This window comes from Actinoplanes sp. NPDC051513, from assembly GCF_044454685.1.
Lineage (GTDB): Bacteria > Actinomycetota > Actinomycetes > Mycobacteriales > Micromonosporaceae > Actinoplanes.
In genome coordinates, this window is the sequence record NZ_JBITDW010000045.1 from 1 (window position 1) to 17,063 (window position 17,063).

Here is a 17,063-nt window from a genome sequence, read left to right on the forward strand (position 1 = left end):
GGGATCCGGACCGCCTATCTCCTGCTGGCCGTGCCAGCCGCGATCGGCCTCCTGCTCGCCCTGGCCTCACCGGTGCGCGGCCTGCGCCTGCCCGTCGACTGAGGCACGGCCGGTCAGATCCGGCCGGTCAGAACAGGGTGAGCTCGTTGCGCTCCACGCCGCGCAGCTTGTCGTCGTCGACCACCACGCACCGGATACCGCGGCCGGTGGCCAGGACCCGGGCCTGCGGCTTGATCTCCTGGGCCGCGAAGACGCCCAGCACCGGGGCCAGCAGCGGGGTCGCGGTTCACCAGTTCGAGTTAGCGGGTGAGCTGCTCGACGCCGTCGAACTCGCCGCGCCGCTTGATCTCCACGGCCACCGAGCCGCCGCCGGCGTCGCGGCGCAGTAGATCCACCGGGCCGATCGCGGTCATGTACTCGCGGCGGACCAGGGTCCAGCCGTCGTCTGCGGGTGCTCGGCGAGCAACTCCCGCAGGTGGGCCTCCACCCCGTCCTTCACCAAGCCGGGTCCACCCCCAGCTCGTACGAGGCGTCCTGGAACATCTCCTCGAGGGCGATCCGCAACTCCTCGCCTCTATCCGGCGCCGAGAGGATCTCAAGGTTCGGCCGTGAGAACCCCCGTCCGAGGCCGTAAGCAGCCGGTGGTCAGGTGGTCGAGTGCAGGTTCAGTGCAACCGACGCGGCCGTGGCACGCCACCCTGGGTTCGGCGCCGCCCAGGCACTGCAGGATTGCCGGACAGTCTGGTCGCAACGGGCACGCCACGACGTCGACGACTGGCGACGGCACCGCAGACGCTGCGCGATGCAGGTGCAGACAACCACGGCGGCCGTGGTGCCGGTTATGTCCATAGACGTGGATGGCACAATTGGCACAGCCATCATGGATGGCACGTGCCATTTGTGCCATCGTCGTTGCATGACGCCTATCCCGCTGTCCCAATGGGCTGATCGCAACGGCATCCCGCGGCGGACGGCCTACAACTGGGCCAAGTCCGGCAAACTCAACGTGCCCATCCACCGCACCCTGACCGGCCGGCTCGTCGTCCTCGACGACACCGACGACGAGCCGAAAGGCACCCACCCGTTCACGTCCGCCTACGCCGAGGCATTGGGTCTGCCGGTGGGCACCCACACCAAGGACATGCACCACTCCCCCGTACTCGAGGCATGGGGCACCGACCTGTACAACGCCGTCGCCGACGACCTGCGCCCCGTCGTCTTGCAACTCGCGATCGCTGCCGCTTGCTCGCGAGCCAAGCGGGACACCTGGTGGCGGCTGACCGACTGGCTGGGCCGGGTGGAGCTGGCCGACTGGTTCACCGCCACCGGGTTCCCGCAGATCGCCGCCCTGTTCGCCGACCGGCCCGCGATCACCGACAAGGACAGCTACCTCGACTGGTGGCCCTGCGGGGTCGGCTCGTTCGAGTTCTGGCGCGACTTCGACGACCAGGTCACCGCCGCGGTCAACGCCGCCGAGCTCGGGGCACCGGACGACAACGGCGCCGCCGCGGCGCTGGCGGAGAACAGCCTCACCGAGGAGATCCCGATCGCCGGCCGCCGTAGCAGCCTCCGCGAGGTAGTCGACAAGCTCGCCGGCCGGGACATGCCCGGCCTGCCCGCGCCCAAGATTCCCGACCGCAGTGACCTGTGGAGCTTGCGCGCCATGTACGCCGAACCGATGTGGGCACTCGCCCGGCCGTACACCCGCCGCACCGCCGACATGATCTGCGGCCTGGTGGGCTGGGACCCGCAGAGCCCTGCCCCGCCGGCCGGGCATCCCCTGCACGAGATCGGCTACCCGGCCTGCCTGCACGCCTCGGAGACGGCACTAGTGCCGCACGTGCACGACGCCCACATCCGGGAGATCGAAGCGTTCCGGCGTATCGCCCTCGGCAAGCCGTTCGACAAGCTGGCCGCCTGAAGTAGGTCCCGCGCCCCGCGACCGCACAACGGTGCGGCCAGCCGGGGGCGACACGCCGAGTACACCGGCGCTGACCTGCGGCCGACTCATCGGCAGCGCCCGGCTGATGTGGCGCTCCGATCGTCACCGACGATCGCGCAACGCGCGCCACAGCGTCCTCTTGACGCTCTTTACCTTGAATGCCGCTCGCCAGGGATCCCCGTGGTGGATCTGAGCGGTGATGGCGTCCGGTGACGCCACCTCGAATCTCGGATTGCCCGGCGCGGCTGCCACCTTGCGCCGCTGCCCTGCCTCCCCGGACCTGCCCCCATCCAACGGATGCCGGTCCGGGCCCTCCCGGCACAGTCGATCTCCCGAGGTGAAGGTGTCCACAGACGAACCCATCAACGTCGGCTACGACCGCGCAACGGGCCGCGCCGTCACCGTCGGCCAAGGCACCTACGCGCACTGGCGAGCCAAGGGCCTCGCCGGTGACCACAGCCTGCTCTGCCTGTACTGCCACCAGTCCGGCCGTGACGTTCCGCTGGTGGTCTGTTTCCGGGTGGGTGGCCGCCGGCGCATGTACTTCCGGCATCCGCCCGGCACCGCCCATGGCGGGCACAACCCGGAAACGGTGTGGCACGTCGATGGCAAGCTACTCATCGCCGGGTGGGCGCACCGGCAGCCGGGGGTCGCCTGCACCGACATGGAACGGTGGACGGGCGACCGCAGCCGCCGCGCCGACGTGCTGGTCACGTTCACCAGCGGAGCTCGCCTCGCAGTCGAGCTGCAGACCCGGGCGCCGACGGACGCCGACTGGTCTGCACGCCACCGCGACTACGCGGACCAGAGCATCGTCGATGTCTGGCTGTGGCATCCCAGCGTCGACGGGCCGGGCATCCTGCTCCAGCAGCACCTCGATGTCTGGTACCTCGACGTCGCCGAACGCATGGTCGGTGTTCCGCTCGGTCAACCGCACCGGGGGAGGGTCGGTTGGCGGGCGGCGCCCAACCTCGGAGTCTTCACGGTCCACCATCCTCCGTCTCTCGCCGACCGCATCGTGCGCCGGTGGTATCCACTTCGCCAGTTCACATTGCAGCCTGGCGGGCTGCGGCTGCCTGCCGCGCTCCGGGCCGAGCTGGCCGCGAGCCGGGAGCAGCTGAGCCGGCCGCGGCCCGATCGGTTGCCCGCATCCATCGAGCGCGGCCCGGCGCCGGGCGACGGCCACGATCCGGCCACCTGCTCGAGCGGGCAAGACCCGCAGCGACGCGATTCCTACGTGCGACCGCCCACCGGTTTCCTGCGGCGGCTGGGCGAGTATCTGCGGGGCAGCGTCGAAGTGACCGGGAAGGTCACTATCAGGGGTCGTTCGCGCCGGACGGCCAACGGGTTCGCGGTGTATGAGAACGAGCGACTGATCGGGGTGGCGTCTCCGGAGCCCGATGATCCCAGGCTGTGGCGTCACCTATCCGGGCTGCTCGTGTTCGTCGACGAGAATCAGGCCGCCTGGTTCTTCCGGGCCGCCCCGCTCGGCACCAAGCTGAGGATCGTCCGGCTGGGACTGCAACGGCCCTGGTAGGGCTGCACGGCGTCAGTCTTCCCGCTGGCGGCGCCTTCCGTCGACCATGCTGACGCCGAGGCAGTAGTCGTCAACCCCGGACAAAGGCGCGGCAGCCGGCGGATGTGAAGGAGTGGGCATGCCCGACTGAGGCCCGTCGCCGGAGCCGACCTTCTCAGCGGTTCGGACAGGCGTCCTGGCGGACATAGCCGTCGCACCAGGCCGGTGCCTCAACCTGAGTCCCGGTCGAGTCCACGGCCCACCACAGCGATGCTCTCCCGCTCATCGGACACCTTGTCCAGCAGCTTCACGACGAGGCCGCCGACATCATCATCATCATCATCACTTCGCAATACAGCGCGGCTGGACGAGTGGCCTGTGCCGTTGCGCGCCAGGCCGACCACGTCTACCAAGGCCTCGTCAAGACCATGCCGAATAGGGTCACCACCGCCACCACACCACCATCGGCGAACCACCCGCCAGCTGTGTACCCAACCTCTCCGGGCAGAAGACCTAGCACCATCTCGGATCCGGGTGCCACGGACCGATCATCGGCGTCGGTCAAGACCCAGCGTCTGATCGCGGCGCAGCCCACTCAGAAGGTTGAATGCACCGGGAGTTCCTGCAACTACCTCCAGCTCGAGCTCATCAACCCTGCCCTGATCAACCAGCAGGTCGCCGAGGCGGCGGGCCGCAGAGAAGTCTCCGGCGTCTGCGCGCTGCCTCAGCTCGTCGACACGGCCCTGCTCAGCCAGCAGGTCCGCCAGCGGGCCAGGGGCCCAAGAAACTCCTGCTTCTGCCAGTTGCCGCAATTCCTCTGTCGCCCGGTTGATGCCGCCCGAGTTGGTCAATACCTCAGCCAGCCGGTGCGGGGCAGATAAATCTCCGGCGTCAGCGCGCTCCCGCAACTCTTCGACACGGCCCTGTTCTGCCATCAAGTCGACCAGTCGGCCCGGGGCGAAGGTTCTGGGCTGGCCGGGCGGCCATTGCGACAACAGCGCGATCGCGTCGTCGACTCGACCCTGCTGAATCCACAGGTCGGCCAGCGATGCGGCTGCGTACTCGTCGTCGAAGTCCAGCCGCTGCCGGCAGTAATCGATTGCCTCTTCGACACGGCCGCACTCGGTCAGCAGTCTGACCAGATCCCCTATATCAGCGTTGGCCCCGGCTTCGACATGGCGTGTCAGGGCAGCGATCGCCCCCTCATACCGGCCCTGGTCGGCCAGCACTCGAGTCAGGCTATGCAGCGCCCACGAGTCACCGGCGGCGGCCTGCTGCTGCAGCAGGACCTCTGCCTCCTCGAGGCGGCCAAGACGAAGCAGAAGGTCCGCAAGCGTTGTCGCAGCATCCCCATCCCCGCGATCGGCACGTTGCTGCAGCTCGTCGATTTTCCCATCGCTGGCTAACAGCCTTGCCAGAAATCCTCCCGCGTCAGCGTCGCCAGCATCGGCACGCTGTCGAAGGTCCTCAACGGCGCCTCGGTCGGCCAGTTGGCGCGCCAAGTAGTGACCGGCCATCCGGATTCCTCTGTCGGCAAGCCGGCGCAGCTCATCGGTCTCGCCGTCGTCGGCCAGGAGGCTGCTGAGGTTCATGGCCGCGTCGATGTTGTCGACATCGGCAAGCACACGTAGCAACGCGATCGCGTCGCCTCGGCGACCTCGCGCACAGAGAAATTCAACCGAATCACGTGCCCGTAGGAGGGTCAGGTGCTCCGGACGATCTTGAATGAGGGCAAGGGCCTCTTCGAACCGGTCGTGCTTGATCAAGGCCAGAACCAGGCGTTCTACGGGGATGGTCCAGATTGGGTTGTCGTACGGGCGGGCAGCGAGTGCTGCCACCGCCTCATCGAGGCGGTCTTGCGTCACCAGCAACGAAAGCATCAGCGGGGCGGCGAAGGCACCGCCGTCGGCTGCCCGGCGATAGAGGGCAATAGCATGATCTATCTGCCCTCGCCGCTCCGCTTGATCAGCGATCCGGAACGCGTCGACATCATCGACGCATGCAGCGAGCGCGCACCACACCGAGTCCGGCACGACCGTCGTTCGACGCAACTGAAGCGCATGTTGGTGCAGGTAGTCCGCGGTGACCCAGCCGGCTGTCTCGCCCATACGGGCAGCGACAGGGGCCAAGCACGCCGCAGCACCGTGCAGCGGTGTGGCCGCATAGTCGATCGCCTGAGCCAGCCAGTCTCCGGGCGACGTGGCCTGCTGCGCCGACGTGAGGTAGGTCCGTGCTGCCTGGTCAAAGAAGTCGGCAGTCAGCGGCATATCCGCGCCGACCCTCCGCGCATCCAGCGCCGCGGTGATAACGGCCTTGCCGTAACTCTGCGGAGCGAGGCTGCCGTCGGCGTGCTCCCACCAGCGGACTAACTCCGGGCCAGCTGCCAGCACCTGCGTGAGGCCAGCATCGGCGGTGTCCAGCGCGGAACGAATCCGCGCGTCAGCGGGGGCGAGTTCCTCCGCGCGTCTGCGCTCAGCAGGACTGAACGCCTCCGGTACATCGACGATCCTTGCGAGACCCAGCAATTCGCGGTCCTCAGCGAATGGATCGGGTTGCCCCGGCGTCCGTAGAGCCGCGCGGACGGCGTACTCGCTCGGCCACAGGGTGCCCACCACCACCGAACCCGCCTCGAGCAGCAACCGAACCGCACCAGCCGTAATGCCACCCGGATGGCTGAGATAGCCCTGCAGCTCGTCTAGCCAAACCACCGTGCGCGGCGCCGGCGCCTCCGCCAACGCCTTCACCGCGGCGGCGTTGGCCGTTTGCAGCAGCCACCAGTCCGGCAGCACTGCACGCACCGTCTCGAACAGCGACCGTGTCTTGCCGACCGACGAACTACCCTTGACCAGCACGAACCCGCCCCTCGCGGCTGCGGCGGTGATCGCGGTACGCAGCTCGGCGTCCAGGTCGCGCGGCACATAGACCGGAAGATCGTCGACGCCAGGGTTGACCTGGATCGACGCATGCACTCCGAGACGCCGCGGGTCTGCGTCGCGAACCCGCATCGCGCCGGGCGGCTTGCGCAGATGCGAGGTCCTCACCCGCTCCCACGCGGCCAGCCACGGCTCCAGCTCCAAGGTCTCGAGGCCGCAGGCAGACAGGAACGCCACCACCGTTACCCGGGTGGGCACCGACTTGCCCTTGAGCAGATCACTCAACGTGCTCTGCCGCAGGCTCGGCGCTGCCCGCATCAACGTCTTGTACGAGCGGCTACCGCGCAGCCGGTTCAAGGCGGCCGCGAGCTCGGCCAGCGTGTGAACGTCGTCTGGGCTGGCCGGGGGGTTCGGTGGCGGGTCACCGGACGGCACCGGACCACCGTAGACCCGCGTAGTCCCAGGCCGAAAGCCCACGTCACCTGGCCGACAGCCGTCGGCCTACTCCGGGATGGTTCGGACCGGCTGCCGGACCCGCCGGCTTGCTGCCACCGTCGATTCAGCAACACCGACAGGGGCCCGGCCGGCCACCCCGCCCAACACCGCGGGAGACATCTTGAACATCCACGACTGGATCACCATCGCACGCGCCACTGGCGACCTGCTCTACTTCGCCGCCGCGGTCGTCACGCTCATCACCGCCCTCGCCGGCCGAAGGCAGCGGTAGGCGTGGTGACAGGGTCAGGAGCAGATTGCGGGACGGCACTGTTCCTGACCCCGTTCTGGCGGATCCTAGCCGCGGCACCTGCGGACGGCTGCCCGCACGCCGGACGCCAGCCCACTTTCCGACGCTTGCCGAGGAGACTGCCAGTTCGCCCGAACCCCCGCCTGCCCGGTGAGCGCTGTCGCGCCGAAACCAAAGACGACGAGAACGTCGTCCACCTTCGGCGACCCATACGTGTCCGCCTGCTCGCAGCCGCATGTCACCCGATCGTGGCATCACGTTGCGGCGTCGTCGTGGACCGATATGGATGGACGCACCGATCGATCAGTGCCATCGAAAGGACGAACGGTCTTGTCCACCCCCGAAGAGTCCAATACAAGTTTCCAACCCCGACATGCCGGCGGCAGCGGACCCCGCAAGCGCTCAACCCGATGGTTGATTGACTCCTCGCCCGACAAGCCGCACTCCAATCATGACCGTCCAACCAATGATCAATAGGAGTGAACGTCCGGCTGGAACGCCCATGGTTGAACCAATAAGACCCGGCGTCAACCGACCGAACAGGTGCCGACAGAACACGGCACATCGCAGGGTCATGCCGGCCGGCCAGTTCTACTCCCGGACCAACCAGGGCCACACTGAGCCGATCGACCACATCCTCGTCTCGAGTTTCATGGTCATCCCAGTCGAAGCGGTCTCTGCCCGTGCCGACATCGACCCGCCGTTGAGCTCAATCGACCCCTCCGTCCTGGCCGCCCGGCCGTCGTGTTGTCACCCCCGCGGGGGTGACAACACCCGCGCCGGCTACGCCGAGCTCAAGGCCTTCTGCACAATCCGCCGATGAATCCTGCGCTTGGCAGTTAACGACCGGATCGACAGCCGTTCCGGCCTCGAGTTCCGGCGGATGGCCGCGCACAGATCGACCTTTGGCTTCGGGCCCACCGCAGGCGAGCAGATAGGCCACCGAGCGGCTCATCTCCTGACCGGTGCGCTGCTCGTAGTAGCCGAACGCGGGGCTCGGATTCACTTCGAAACAGAAAACCTCGCCGTCGTCGGCCAGGCGAAGGTCCACGCCGCTGACCGACAGGCCGAGCCGAGCAGTCAGCGCCACGCACCGGCACGCCAGGTCATCGTCGATGCGGAAGGCGGAGAACGATGCGACGCCGCCCTGCCGGGCGGCGTACCGGTAGTCGATGGCCTCGCTGTCGATCCGTGTGGCGAATGTCTGCTCGCCGACGACGTGTACCCGGATGTCGAACCCATTGACGTACTCCTGGAACTGCGCTGGGCACCACAGGATGGCATCCAGACGGTCGAGGTCGGCCGCTGCGAGCTCGCTGACAACCGACCGGACTGCACTGATCGATTTGTAGATCAGCCTCGGGTGCCGGGCGGCGAAATCGCGGACAAGGTCCGGATCGTTCGTGACGAGCGTTTCGGGTACCGCGAAGCCGGCGTCCTGGATGAGCTGCGCTTGGTACGGCTTCGACGAGTTGGAGGCCATGGCCGCGAGCCTGTTGACGACGCGGATCGGGGTCGTGTCCGACCACACCTCGAGAATCCGGTGGATGCGGGCCAGGCGCTCCCGCCAGGCGGCACCGCGGAATGCGGGAAGCTCGTCGAGAGCCATCGGGCGGTTGTAGAGCGCATGCACGGTTTGCAGATCGGTTGACTGCCCGCCGAGGTGCAGCCGGCCTTCGACCCGGCCGCTCTCGACGGTCAGGTCCGCGTCGGCGTCGTGCAGCCGGCGCTGGTCCCAGAATGTGAAGTCCCGTCCCTGATCAGCCAGGTGGCCGCCGACGAGGTCGAGCTGAGTGTCCGTCGGTACTCCGAGGAGGGCGATCATCGCGGCGTGACGCAATTGGTGAGTAGGTCGGCCAGCGCGTCGATGGCCTGCGGTCCGGCCTCGACGAGGTCCGGTGTTGGGTTGGCGGCGCTGAACCTGCCGTCGTCGCCGAGGGCGACACCCAGGATCGGTGTCGCGCCGAGGCGGCTCAACCGTCGGCACGCCTGTGCGATGGCGTCCGACGATGCGCCGATGACAGCGTCCCCGATGACGAGGAGGTGAAACCGGCTGGAGGTTTCCGTCATGAGGGTTCCTGTGCGTAGCCGCACGGGTGCGGCGGGCAGGCCCGCGGCCGCGGCGAGCAGCGTCCACTGGACGGGATCGAGACTGGCTGCAGTCGGCGGATTGACGACGGGGCAGGGCAGGGCGGTCAACCAGCTGAGGAAGAACGCACGCAGCTCAGCATTGGCGTAGCGGCGGTCACGATCGGATACGGGAATGCCCACCGTCCACCGCGGACCGCCGCCGAGCCGGTTGACCACGCCGCGCACCTCGGCACCCACGATGGCGAACCCGTCGCATTCGACGCGGATCGATGCCCCGTGCCGCGTCACTCGGTGATCCCATCGTGCGGTCGGCCCGAGGTGCGCGGATCCGGCGACTCGGCATGGCGTCAGCCCGCGTCGAGTTAGGCCGGCGGCGAGCCAGGCGCCCTCCGCGGTGTCGTCAGTGAGCAAAAGCCACATGCTCAGCCGGCGCCTGATTCGTCGTCGCCCATCTGCGGCCGGATGGGTTCGTCCCGGTCCTGTGGGCGGATGAAGTGCCGCAGTTCGTTCACGGATGCCTCGAGCCGGGCGAGCCGTTCGGCCATCGGCGCCGATGTGGATCCTTGTTCTTGCTCAGCGGTGAAGTACGCCTCGCCGACCGGGTCGACCAAGGCGGCCTCGACGGCGAGCTTTGCGGCGAGCTGGACGTCTTGCTCCTTCATGGCCTTCTCGCCGCCGAGCTTCTCGTGGTCCTTGTCTTTGTCCTTCTCCTTGGTCTTGGGCGCGTACACCGTGGCGTCCATCGCGTACAGGACGTCCACGATCGGATTGCAGTAGGCCAGCGCGCCGTCGGGGAAGAACGGATTCCCGCCGCCTCCGGCGAACAACAAGCCGACCACCTGGTTGGAGTAGGCGATGACCACGGCCGACCCGGAGTCACCGGGGCAGACAAACGTGGAGCTGACACCGTCGGCTCGCCACACGGCGATCTGGCGCCGGAAGACCCGGTTGACCCCACCATCGATCAGCGAGATTGTGGCGTCGACCGTGTCCACGTCACCCCACGTCGTGCCGGAGCTGCGGCCGTGCTTCTTCACCCGGTCGCCGATCGCCGCGCGCCGCCAGCCGGCGATCCGGCCGACGCCGTTCACCAGCGGCAGGGCGGCACGAGCGGAGATCGGCACGACCGCGGCATCGACGTTCTCGTTGATGGCCGACCGGGAGACCTGACCGATGATGTCGCCCGGCGAGTTTCCGCCGTCGCCGGGCCCGGGCTGGATTACCGACAGCGCCCCCGCCACCCCACCGACCAGCACGTGCCAGTTGCTCAACGCCAGTAGCTGACCGGTGCCGTTGGCCTGCAGGATGCAGCCCAGGGTGCCGACGCCCTCCGGTCCGGCTCGGGTGCCGATGCTGATGCCGCCGACAAGGGGGTCGTAGCGGCCCTGGTCGAGCGCCGGCGACGCGCAAGTTAGGAAGCTGATCGGGCCTGTCTGGATGACGTCGGTGGCGATGCCGTTTATGGTTTCTGGGACGCGTTCGGCGTCGTCAACGTCGCGCTTCTCCACGACGAGCACGCGGATCGCGACCGTGTCGGTGGGTTGCCCGGCTACTCGTTTGAGCCCGATGTCGACACCCACGACGCCGGGCAGGCGCAGGAGATCGTCCTCGATGCGTTCTTTGACCGGCCGTACGGCGCGAAGTTCGTGATCCTGCGGCAGCATGGTTTCTCCCTGGGTACAGAGGACGGGAGGTCGCGACTCAAGTCTCGGCGCCTCCCGGCTGTCCGGGCCGGGCTGTGTCCCAGATCTGCCTCGTACCGCACAGCGGGTCGGACTGCGCATCGAACGCGGGAACTTTGCCGTTCAGGCAGGCCACAATGAGCCGGCACGACAGCCGCCTTCTCGACTCTCAGGCCCCCGGCTGAACGGCGCGCAGAGCATGGTGGACCCGATCGACGCGAGCGACTTGCGCAGGACCCAGAACCCTCCCCGGCCTCCGCCGGCCGGGTGCTGCCCACGGCTCGTCAGAGTGAGTCAGCCACCTGCGGTTCCGGCTTGATTTCCTGCCAGGTCTCGTGACCGCCGCGCCGGGCGATCAAGCGTTCCACCGCCGAGCAGGCGGCCCGCTCGTCGCCGGCAATCCACGCCATGTTCGTGCCCCGTTCGGCCTTCGCGATGAACCAGCGCCGGTCGGCGAGCTCACCCATGCCGATCAGCCCGTGGTGGAGGTTGCCGCGCCGGCCCCGCACCCACAGCCGCCCCACGCGATGTTCGGCCTCGCCCAGGACGACACGCTCCACACCCCCGGGACCGTACGGCGGGGGCCTGACAGTTTCTTTCGCCCCTTCACCCGTCGGATTCCCTCATGGATTCGATCGTGTTTCCCGAACTGCCCACCTACGTCGGCGCCCCGGACGGGCGGCGGCCCGCCGCCCGTCGCCGTCCGCCTTGGATTCCGGCGTTTCCTGCCGATCCGTTGAAGCGGAACCTCGCCGAGTGAGGCATATTTTCTCGCGAACCGATCTATGACTCAGATCACTAAAGTCATGAAGTCACCTAGTTCTTCAATGCGGATCGCATCAAACCCTTGATCAACCCGTAGGCACATAAGCGCCAAGTGCACCTACGAACAATCAATATTGATGATCTTCTTTCGCGAAGCCTTTTACTATACGCGATCCCTGGGCAGTTGCTTGAAAATCTGTTTCCCCCGACCATAGAGCGAGCACAGCAAAAGGGGCTACGGAAGGCGATTCCTCGGCGCGTCCCGCAATCGCTGGCCCGACGGCCGCGGCCAGCGCAACGGGCGCGAAGCTGCAGAGAGGAGTCACCTTGCCTACCCCCATCGATCAGCCGGTGGCGGCTGGCCCTCCCCGGGCGGGCCAAGACCGGCAACCTAAGAAGCCCCACCCTCGCTTGTTGGAGGTGGTGAAGCGATCAGCCCAGATCACCGGCGATGCGACACGGACGTGCTATTACGCCATGCGGATGTGGTCGATCTGGAGGGACAACGAGGCGCCGGCCACCAAGTCGGTAACCGGCGCCCTCGTTGAGCTGATCAATAGGCTGCTCACCTGAAGAATCGCCGCGCCGGGGACGTCGCCGCCCGCGACGGTGGCGTCCCCACCAAATCTCTAAAACCGAAGTTCCTCGGCCAGTATTACCAACGGCCGCAGAAATAGGCAACACCGTCTAGCGATCCAGCAACCCGTTTCCATGGTCGTTCAACGACACCCACCCGGGGTCGCGGTGGGGTTGACCGTCGCCGTGGATCGCGCCGCCTACTCCGCGATGGTGCAGTTCGTCATCGCCGTCGTCGCCTACGTGGGCCTTTTCAAGAACGCGGCGCCGTAGCAGGCGGCCCTCGCCGTCGGACCCGTGGACGATCGGCGCACGATCAACGGCACGTACACCGAACGCTGACCCACCGTACGTTCCAAGCTGTCGCAGGTCGGTCGGCTCCCACCCCTTCGACCAGTACTTGACCGGCTCTGGTTCGCCGGCCGGCCATTCGGCGATCGGCCAGGCCTCGGGCAGGTCCTCGCCGAGACGCGCTGAGCGGATCGCCGGTCCGGCCGGTCGGACCCGCCGAACAACGAACTTCGAGGTCGTCGGGATCAGCCGGCCGGCTCGTTGGCGGGAGCTGTCGCGCCAGGTCACTCGTCGGGCCGCGACCGGTCCGGCGGCCAGCATCAAGGCCCGGACCGGGACCGCCGGTTGCCGGTAGATCTTCTTCGGGTAGGCGCCGTCCCCGCGGTAAGGCACCGTCGTGCGTTCAACGTCGAGAGGGTAGGCGGTGATCGTGTGCGCGACCTGCGCCGCATATTCGATGCTGCGCTCGGCGAGGGCTTGCCGGAACTCGCTGGCGTCGCCGTAACCGGCGTCGGCGACCAGCACGCTCGGCCGTAACCCCCAGCCGAGCAGTTCGTCGATCATCGCCAGGGCGAGCCGCCACTTTGGCGTGTGCCGACCGCATCCGGGATCTGTGCTGAGCGCGCCGCGCGATCACGTCCACGGCGGCCTTCGGTGAGGCAGGATCCCAGGACGCGGGCACGAACAGCCGCCAGTCGACCGGGCAGAATCCGTCTCGGTCACCAGACTGACGCTGACCGCGACCTGACAGTTCGTGATCTTCCCGGCGGTGCCGGTGTACTGTCGGGCCACGCACGGCGAGGCTCTGCCGTACTTGAGCAGACTGGTGTCATGGATCGCCCACGCCGGGACGTCCAACGCCTCGGCGACCCGTTCAGCGATCCGACGGCGCCCCGGTGCCACGTCCCACGGGCTGTTCGTGACGAAGTGGTTCAACGCCTGTTCATGCTGGCCGTGCAGCCGGGCAGCCATCGGCTGGATCGATTTGCTCCGACCGTCCAGCATCAACCCGCGAAGATAATGCCCGGTCCGATCCTGCCAACCCGCATAGTTCAGCGACCCGAACACATCCCCCACGAAATCGGCCAGGTCATCGCCGAGACGCTGCACCGCAACAGTGTCCATCTCTCGACGACACCAACATCAACCCGCATCTGTAGCCATCACCCACCCGAAAGGTGACAAAGCACTACTAGTCCCACGCCGTGGCATTAGCCCCCAGCTCGCTTGCGGCACCCTGGTTCGGGCCGCGCGGCCGCTGCCCGTAGCCAGCAGAGCGCCGCGACCCGTGCCGAGACCACGTTCCGAGTGTCCGCGCTGCTCAGACCGGCACTACATCGTTGGTGTTGAACCCGGTCAGTTCACGGAAGTGGGCGAGGACTTCGTCGCGATCGCCTTCGCCGCGGTGGAGCAGGGTAAACATCGTCGAGCGCGGATCGACCGATCCCATCAGCGCGACCACCTCGCCGGTACGCATCTGCACGACCAGTACCGGCAGTTTGCCCTCGCCGGCGGGCACCTGGTCGAAGGAATATCCCAGGGCTCCGGTGATCTGGTGCGCCGGGCGGTTGACCTGTCCGATGACGGCGGCGTCACCGAACTCGGCCCATTCGGCCACATCCCGCTTCGTGAACCGCGGTCGCGGCCAGGGCCGGCGTGTCCCGAGCTCGCGTGCCACCCGGTGCAGGAACTCCAGCAGTTCGGCGTCCGCATACCGCTGGCTCATCTCGGCGGTCTGCGGGTGCAGGGATCCAGCCCGCAGCGTCTCGTCGATCGCAGCGGCGAAGTCTTCCACGGGGGACGAGAACAACCGCCCGTCGATCATGTTGTCGACCAGGCGCACGGCTGTCGCATCGCTGAGGTCGGGTGCGCCGTCGATCGGGTAGAACAACTGGTTCATGATCCCGCGCGCGTGGTCCTGATCCATGGTCACCTTTCCTGGCCGTGCCATCCGTACTGCTTGAAGCCGGGATCGGTCGCAAGGCCCTGATCGCGCAGGCTCTGCAGCACCTGGTCGTTCATCTGGGTCTCCGGCCGGTAGTGCCCGCTCTGGTCGGTCATCGCGACCAGCTTGCCGTTGCGGACCTCGATCTCCCCGGCGCCGACGACGGAGTCGCCGGCGAGCAGCGACGAGTGATGGGTGTGCCCGATGCGCTGGTCCAGCGTCGCGTACAGGTTACCGCTGCCGTCCATAACGAAGATCGCCCGGCCACCCCCGGACCAGGCGGTTGCACCGGCTGACGTGTCGTAGAGGCTGCCGTCGGCGGCGCTGCGCAGATTGCCGTCGCCGTCGACGAACAAGCGGTGCGCTTCGCGTTCCTGCGGGGTCATGTAGTGCACCGTGTCGGGGTTGAAGGCCCGGTTCGGGTTGGTGGGATCGTGCTCGCCGCGGTAGCGCTCCCCGAGGTGCGCATCGGTCGGCAGCTCGTTGCCGCCGCGCGGCGGCGGTATCAGGTCACCGTCGTGCCAGCCGCGGCCGGGCGTCAGGTCCGGCTCGTCGCCGCTGCGGCCGCCGCCCGGGGTGGAGCGCAGCAGTTTCGCGAGTTCTTCCTTGAGGCCGGTGAGGACCTCACCCAGCGAGTTGACCTTCGGCAGGAGCTTGCGGAGGCTGTTCAGCAGCCCGCGCACGAAATGCTGGATCTTGTTGACCCATTTGGCGACCAGAGCGGACACCTGCCCGATCACCACCGGGGTGGCCAGGCCGAGGGTCAGGCCTTCCTCGGCGAGCCATTGCGGCAGCCGGGCGGCGAGGGTGGCGACGAACTGGGCGATGAGGTCCCGGACGATGCCCCGGACCAGGCCGACGAGCAGTCCGGCGCCTTCGACGGCGTAGGAGATGCCATGCGACGCCGACGAGATCCCTTGCATGACTTGGGCGACGATGCCGGCGTGCTGCCGGTAGGCGTCGCCGGAGCCACCCTGCCAGTCGGCGATCTCCTGGCTGAGCGCGTCCATGTACTGCGCCTGCGCGTCGGCGGTGAACTTGGAAACGTTCGCCCAGGTCGCAGCGTGGGCGGCGACCGCGTCGGGGTTGCCTGCGAGCCAGTCGAGGGCTTCTTTGAGCGGCTTGACGTGCTCCATAAGCCACGACACGCCCCAGGAGACCAACGACCCGATCGGGTCGATCACGGTGCCGAGCAGGTCGAGGGTGCCGCCGACGGTCCCGAGGGTGCCGTCGACCCAGCTGTTGTCGTGGATGCCGCTGGAGATCTGCGCCGCGTCCTCGACCAGCCCGAGGCCCGTGTACCAGGTTGTCGAGCTCTGTTCCGAAGCGACCAGCGGGTTCGTCACAACGGCAGCTCCAGCGTCTGGCTACCGCCGGCGGTGGTGATCCGGTCGCGGCCGGCCTCGTCGGTGGCGGACATGCTCGCCGCGGTGGTGCGCAGCCCGGAGGCGGTCTCGTGGAGCACGTCGACCGCCTGGTACAGCGCGTCGGCACCGAGCCCGAAGACGGGGCTGAGGATTCCCGGCAGGAACTGGCACAGCACCCTGTAGGCGCCGCTGTCCATGGTCACATCGTGGACAGCGGATCGGGCCAGTTCCATGGCGCCGCCGACCTGGTCGACGCTGCCGGCGTGCTGGGTGACCCGCTGGCCGGGGAACTGCACCTGGTCAGCGGCCACGACGGTCGTCCTCTGCATCGTTGTCGGCGTCGCGGTCGGGGAACCGCGTCTCGAACGAGTGGATCACCGCCCGGCCGGTTTCGGTGTCGGCGCCCACGGTCGCCTGCACCTGGCCGGCGACCTGGCGGGCCAGGCTGGCCTGGGCGTCGCGCATCACGACCAGGATCCGCCGGGACAGCTCGGCGCCGCGTAGCTGCTGCACCCGGTCGTCGAGCTCGAGCGCCTCGACCTGCCCGGCGGAGCCGACGGTGACCTTGATGGATCCGTCCCGGTTCTGCGCGCTGCCGGTCAGCGCCGCGACCCGGCGGGCCAGGGCGGCGCTGCGCTCGGCCTGCTCGTTGACGCCGGCTGCCCAACTGTCCAGCCAGTCCTCGGCCGCGTCGATGTCGTTCGGCATGATGACCCTCCCCGTGCTGGCCGGCTGCTGCCACGGACAGGGTATCGAGTGCCGTCATCAGGCAGCCTCCATGGACAGGACGGCGCTGCTCCGGCACCCGGCAGAGTTCAAGCCGGCCAACGGAGCCACAGCGGACCGGCTGTAAGCCCGCTGATTACATCGCACAACTGATCCCGCAACACCGCTCAGCGCTAGGGCCAGCATTTCGACGCGAGCACATAGCCGCCGCACCAGGCCGGCGCCTCGACCTCGGTTACCTGCCACCCGTTGTGTTCGCGTGTGGTAACCCGCCACGTCCGGGCTCGGCTTTTGTACGACAGCACCCTGCCATCCACGCCCCACCAGGTCGCCGACACGTCCGCAGTCACCTTCACCTCGCCGTGGGTCGGCGAGCCGAAGTGGCGTCCCTGATAGTGGTGTAACGCGATCGGCGTGATCAGCGGGCGGCCCGTCTGCGGGCTGAACGAAGAGCGCGGTCATCGCGTGATCTTTCGAGTGAACCTTCCACAGCACTCTCGAAAGGCACCATCACGATGACCGCACCCCACATCATCAACCCTGC

The 17,063-nt window shown here is 67.9% G+C and carries 12 protein-coding genes and 3 pseudogenes; 4 read left to right on the top strand and 11 right to left on the bottom strand.

What is annotated here, in order from left to right:
* Positions 1–127 precede the first annotated feature (127 nt).
* Positions 128–573: pseudogene (locus ACIA5D_RS50515) on the bottom strand (endonuclease NucS domain-containing protein); the annotation flags it as partial.
* Between the two features lie 343 nt (positions 574–916).
* Here ACIA5D_RS50515 and ACIA5D_RS50520 point away from each other — a divergent pair.
* The 3 genes and pseudogenes from ACIA5D_RS50520 to ACIA5D_RS50530 form a co-directional block, all read left to right on the top strand.
* Positions 917–1,921, top strand: a complete 1,005-nt coding sequence (locus tag ACIA5D_RS50520) for a hypothetical protein (RefSeq protein WP_396037902.1) — start codon at positions 917–919, stop codon at positions 1,919–1,921.
* A 364-nt stretch (positions 1,922–2,285) separates the two neighbouring features.
* Positions 2,286–3,479, top strand: coding sequence for a hypothetical protein (locus ACIA5D_RS50525; protein ID WP_396037903.1), 1,194 nt, complete (start codon positions 2,286–2,288; stop codon positions 3,477–3,479).
* A 263-nt stretch (positions 3,480–3,742) separates the two neighbouring features.
* Positions 3,743–3,826, top strand: a pseudogene (locus tag ACIA5D_RS50530) (hypothetical protein); the annotation flags it as partial.
* A gap of 180 nt (positions 3,827–4,006) precedes the next feature.
* On the opposite strand, the gene ACIA5D_RS50535 reads toward ACIA5D_RS50530, so the two are convergent.
* The 5 genes from ACIA5D_RS50535 to ACIA5D_RS50555 form a co-directional block, all read right to left on the bottom strand.
* Positions 4,007–6,766 carry a hypothetical protein gene (locus tag ACIA5D_RS50535; RefSeq protein WP_396037904.1) on the bottom strand — a complete coding sequence of 920 codons (2,760 nt, stop codon included), beginning with the start codon at positions 6,764–6,766 and terminating at the stop codon, positions 4,007–4,009.
* A gap of 1,019 nt (positions 6,767–7,785) precedes the next feature.
* On the bottom strand, positions 7,786–8,901 hold the full coding sequence (locus ACIA5D_RS50540) for a hypothetical protein (protein WP_396037905.1): 1,116 nt from the start codon (positions 8,899–8,901) through the stop codon (positions 7,786–7,788).
* Positions 8,898–9,455 carry a hypothetical protein gene (locus ACIA5D_RS50545; protein WP_396037906.1) on the bottom strand — a complete coding sequence of 186 codons (558 nt, stop codon included), beginning with the start codon at positions 9,453–9,455 and terminating at the stop codon, positions 8,898–8,900. Before ACIA5D_RS50545 ends, ACIA5D_RS50540 begins: the two co-directional genes overlap by 4 nt.
* A 134-nt stretch (positions 9,456–9,589) precedes the next feature.
* Complete coding sequence (locus tag ACIA5D_RS50550) at positions 9,590–10,831, bottom strand: hypothetical protein (protein WP_396037907.1); 1,242 nt, start codon at positions 10,829–10,831, stop codon at positions 9,590–9,592.
* A 302-nt stretch (positions 10,832–11,133) separates the two neighbouring features.
* A complete protein-coding gene (locus ACIA5D_RS50555) occupies positions 11,134–11,409 on the bottom strand; it encodes a hypothetical protein (RefSeq protein WP_396037908.1) in 276 nt (91 codons plus the stop codon).
* Between the two features lie 65 nt (positions 11,410–11,474).
* Here ACIA5D_RS50555 and ACIA5D_RS50560 point away from each other — a divergent pair, with 65 nt between their 5' ends.
* A complete protein-coding gene (locus ACIA5D_RS50560; protein WP_396037909.1) occupies positions 11,475–11,609 on the top strand; it encodes a hypothetical protein in 135 nt (44 codons plus the stop codon).
* Positions 11,610–12,301: 692 nt separating this feature from the next.
* Here the strand turns inward: ACIA5D_RS50560 and ACIA5D_RS50565 are convergent.
* The 5 genes and pseudogenes from ACIA5D_RS50565 to ACIA5D_RS50585 form a co-directional block, all read right to left on the bottom strand.
* Positions 12,302–13,606 (bottom strand): annotated as a pseudogene (locus tag ACIA5D_RS50565) (IS701 family transposase).
* A 196-nt stretch (positions 13,607–13,802) separates the two neighbouring features.
* Positions 13,803–14,408, bottom strand: coding sequence for a hypothetical protein (locus tag ACIA5D_RS50570; RefSeq protein WP_396037910.1), 606 nt, complete (start codon positions 14,406–14,408; stop codon positions 13,803–13,805).
* Between the two features lie 2 nt (positions 14,409–14,410).
* Complete coding sequence (locus ACIA5D_RS50575; protein WP_396037911.1) at positions 14,411–15,772, bottom strand: hypothetical protein; 1,362 nt, start codon at positions 15,770–15,772, stop codon at positions 14,411–14,413.
* On the bottom strand, positions 15,769–16,104 hold the full coding sequence (locus ACIA5D_RS50580) for a hypothetical protein (protein WP_396037912.1): 336 nt from the start codon (positions 16,102–16,104) through the stop codon (positions 15,769–15,771). Before ACIA5D_RS50580 ends, ACIA5D_RS50575 begins: the two co-directional genes overlap by 4 nt.
* Positions 16,094–16,501 carry a YbaB/EbfC family nucleoid-associated protein gene (locus ACIA5D_RS50585; protein WP_396037913.1) on the bottom strand — a complete coding sequence of 136 codons (408 nt, stop codon included), beginning with the start codon at positions 16,499–16,501 and terminating at the stop codon, positions 16,094–16,096. The genes ACIA5D_RS50580 and ACIA5D_RS50585 overlap by 11 nt, the downstream gene beginning before the upstream one ends.
* Positions 16,502–17,063: the final 562 nt, after the last annotated feature.

Excerpts from the sequence above, each read along its gene's own strand:
- ACIA5D_RS50520 (WP_396037902.1), top strand. The coding sequence starts at position 917 with ATGACGCCTATCCCGCTGTCCCAATGGGCTGATCGCAACGGCATCCCG.
- ACIA5D_RS50540 (WP_396037905.1), bottom strand. The coding sequence starts at position 8,901 with ATGATCGCCCTCCTCGGAGTACCGACGGACACTCAGCTCGACCTCGTC.
- ACIA5D_RS50550 (WP_396037907.1), bottom strand. The coding sequence starts at position 10,831 with ATGCTGCCGCAGGATCACGAACTTCGCGCCGTACGGCCGGTCAAAGAA.
- ACIA5D_RS50560 (WP_396037909.1), top strand. The coding sequence starts at position 11,475 with ATGGATTCGATCGTGTTTCCCGAACTGCCCACCTACGTCGGCGCCCCG.
- ACIA5D_RS50570 (WP_396037910.1), bottom strand. The coding sequence starts at position 14,408 with ATGGATCAGGACCACGCGCGCGGGATCATGAACCAGTTGTTCTACCCG.
- ACIA5D_RS50585 (WP_396037913.1), bottom strand. The coding sequence starts at position 16,501 with ATGCCGAACGACATCGACGCGGCCGAGGACTGGCTGGACAGTTGGGCA.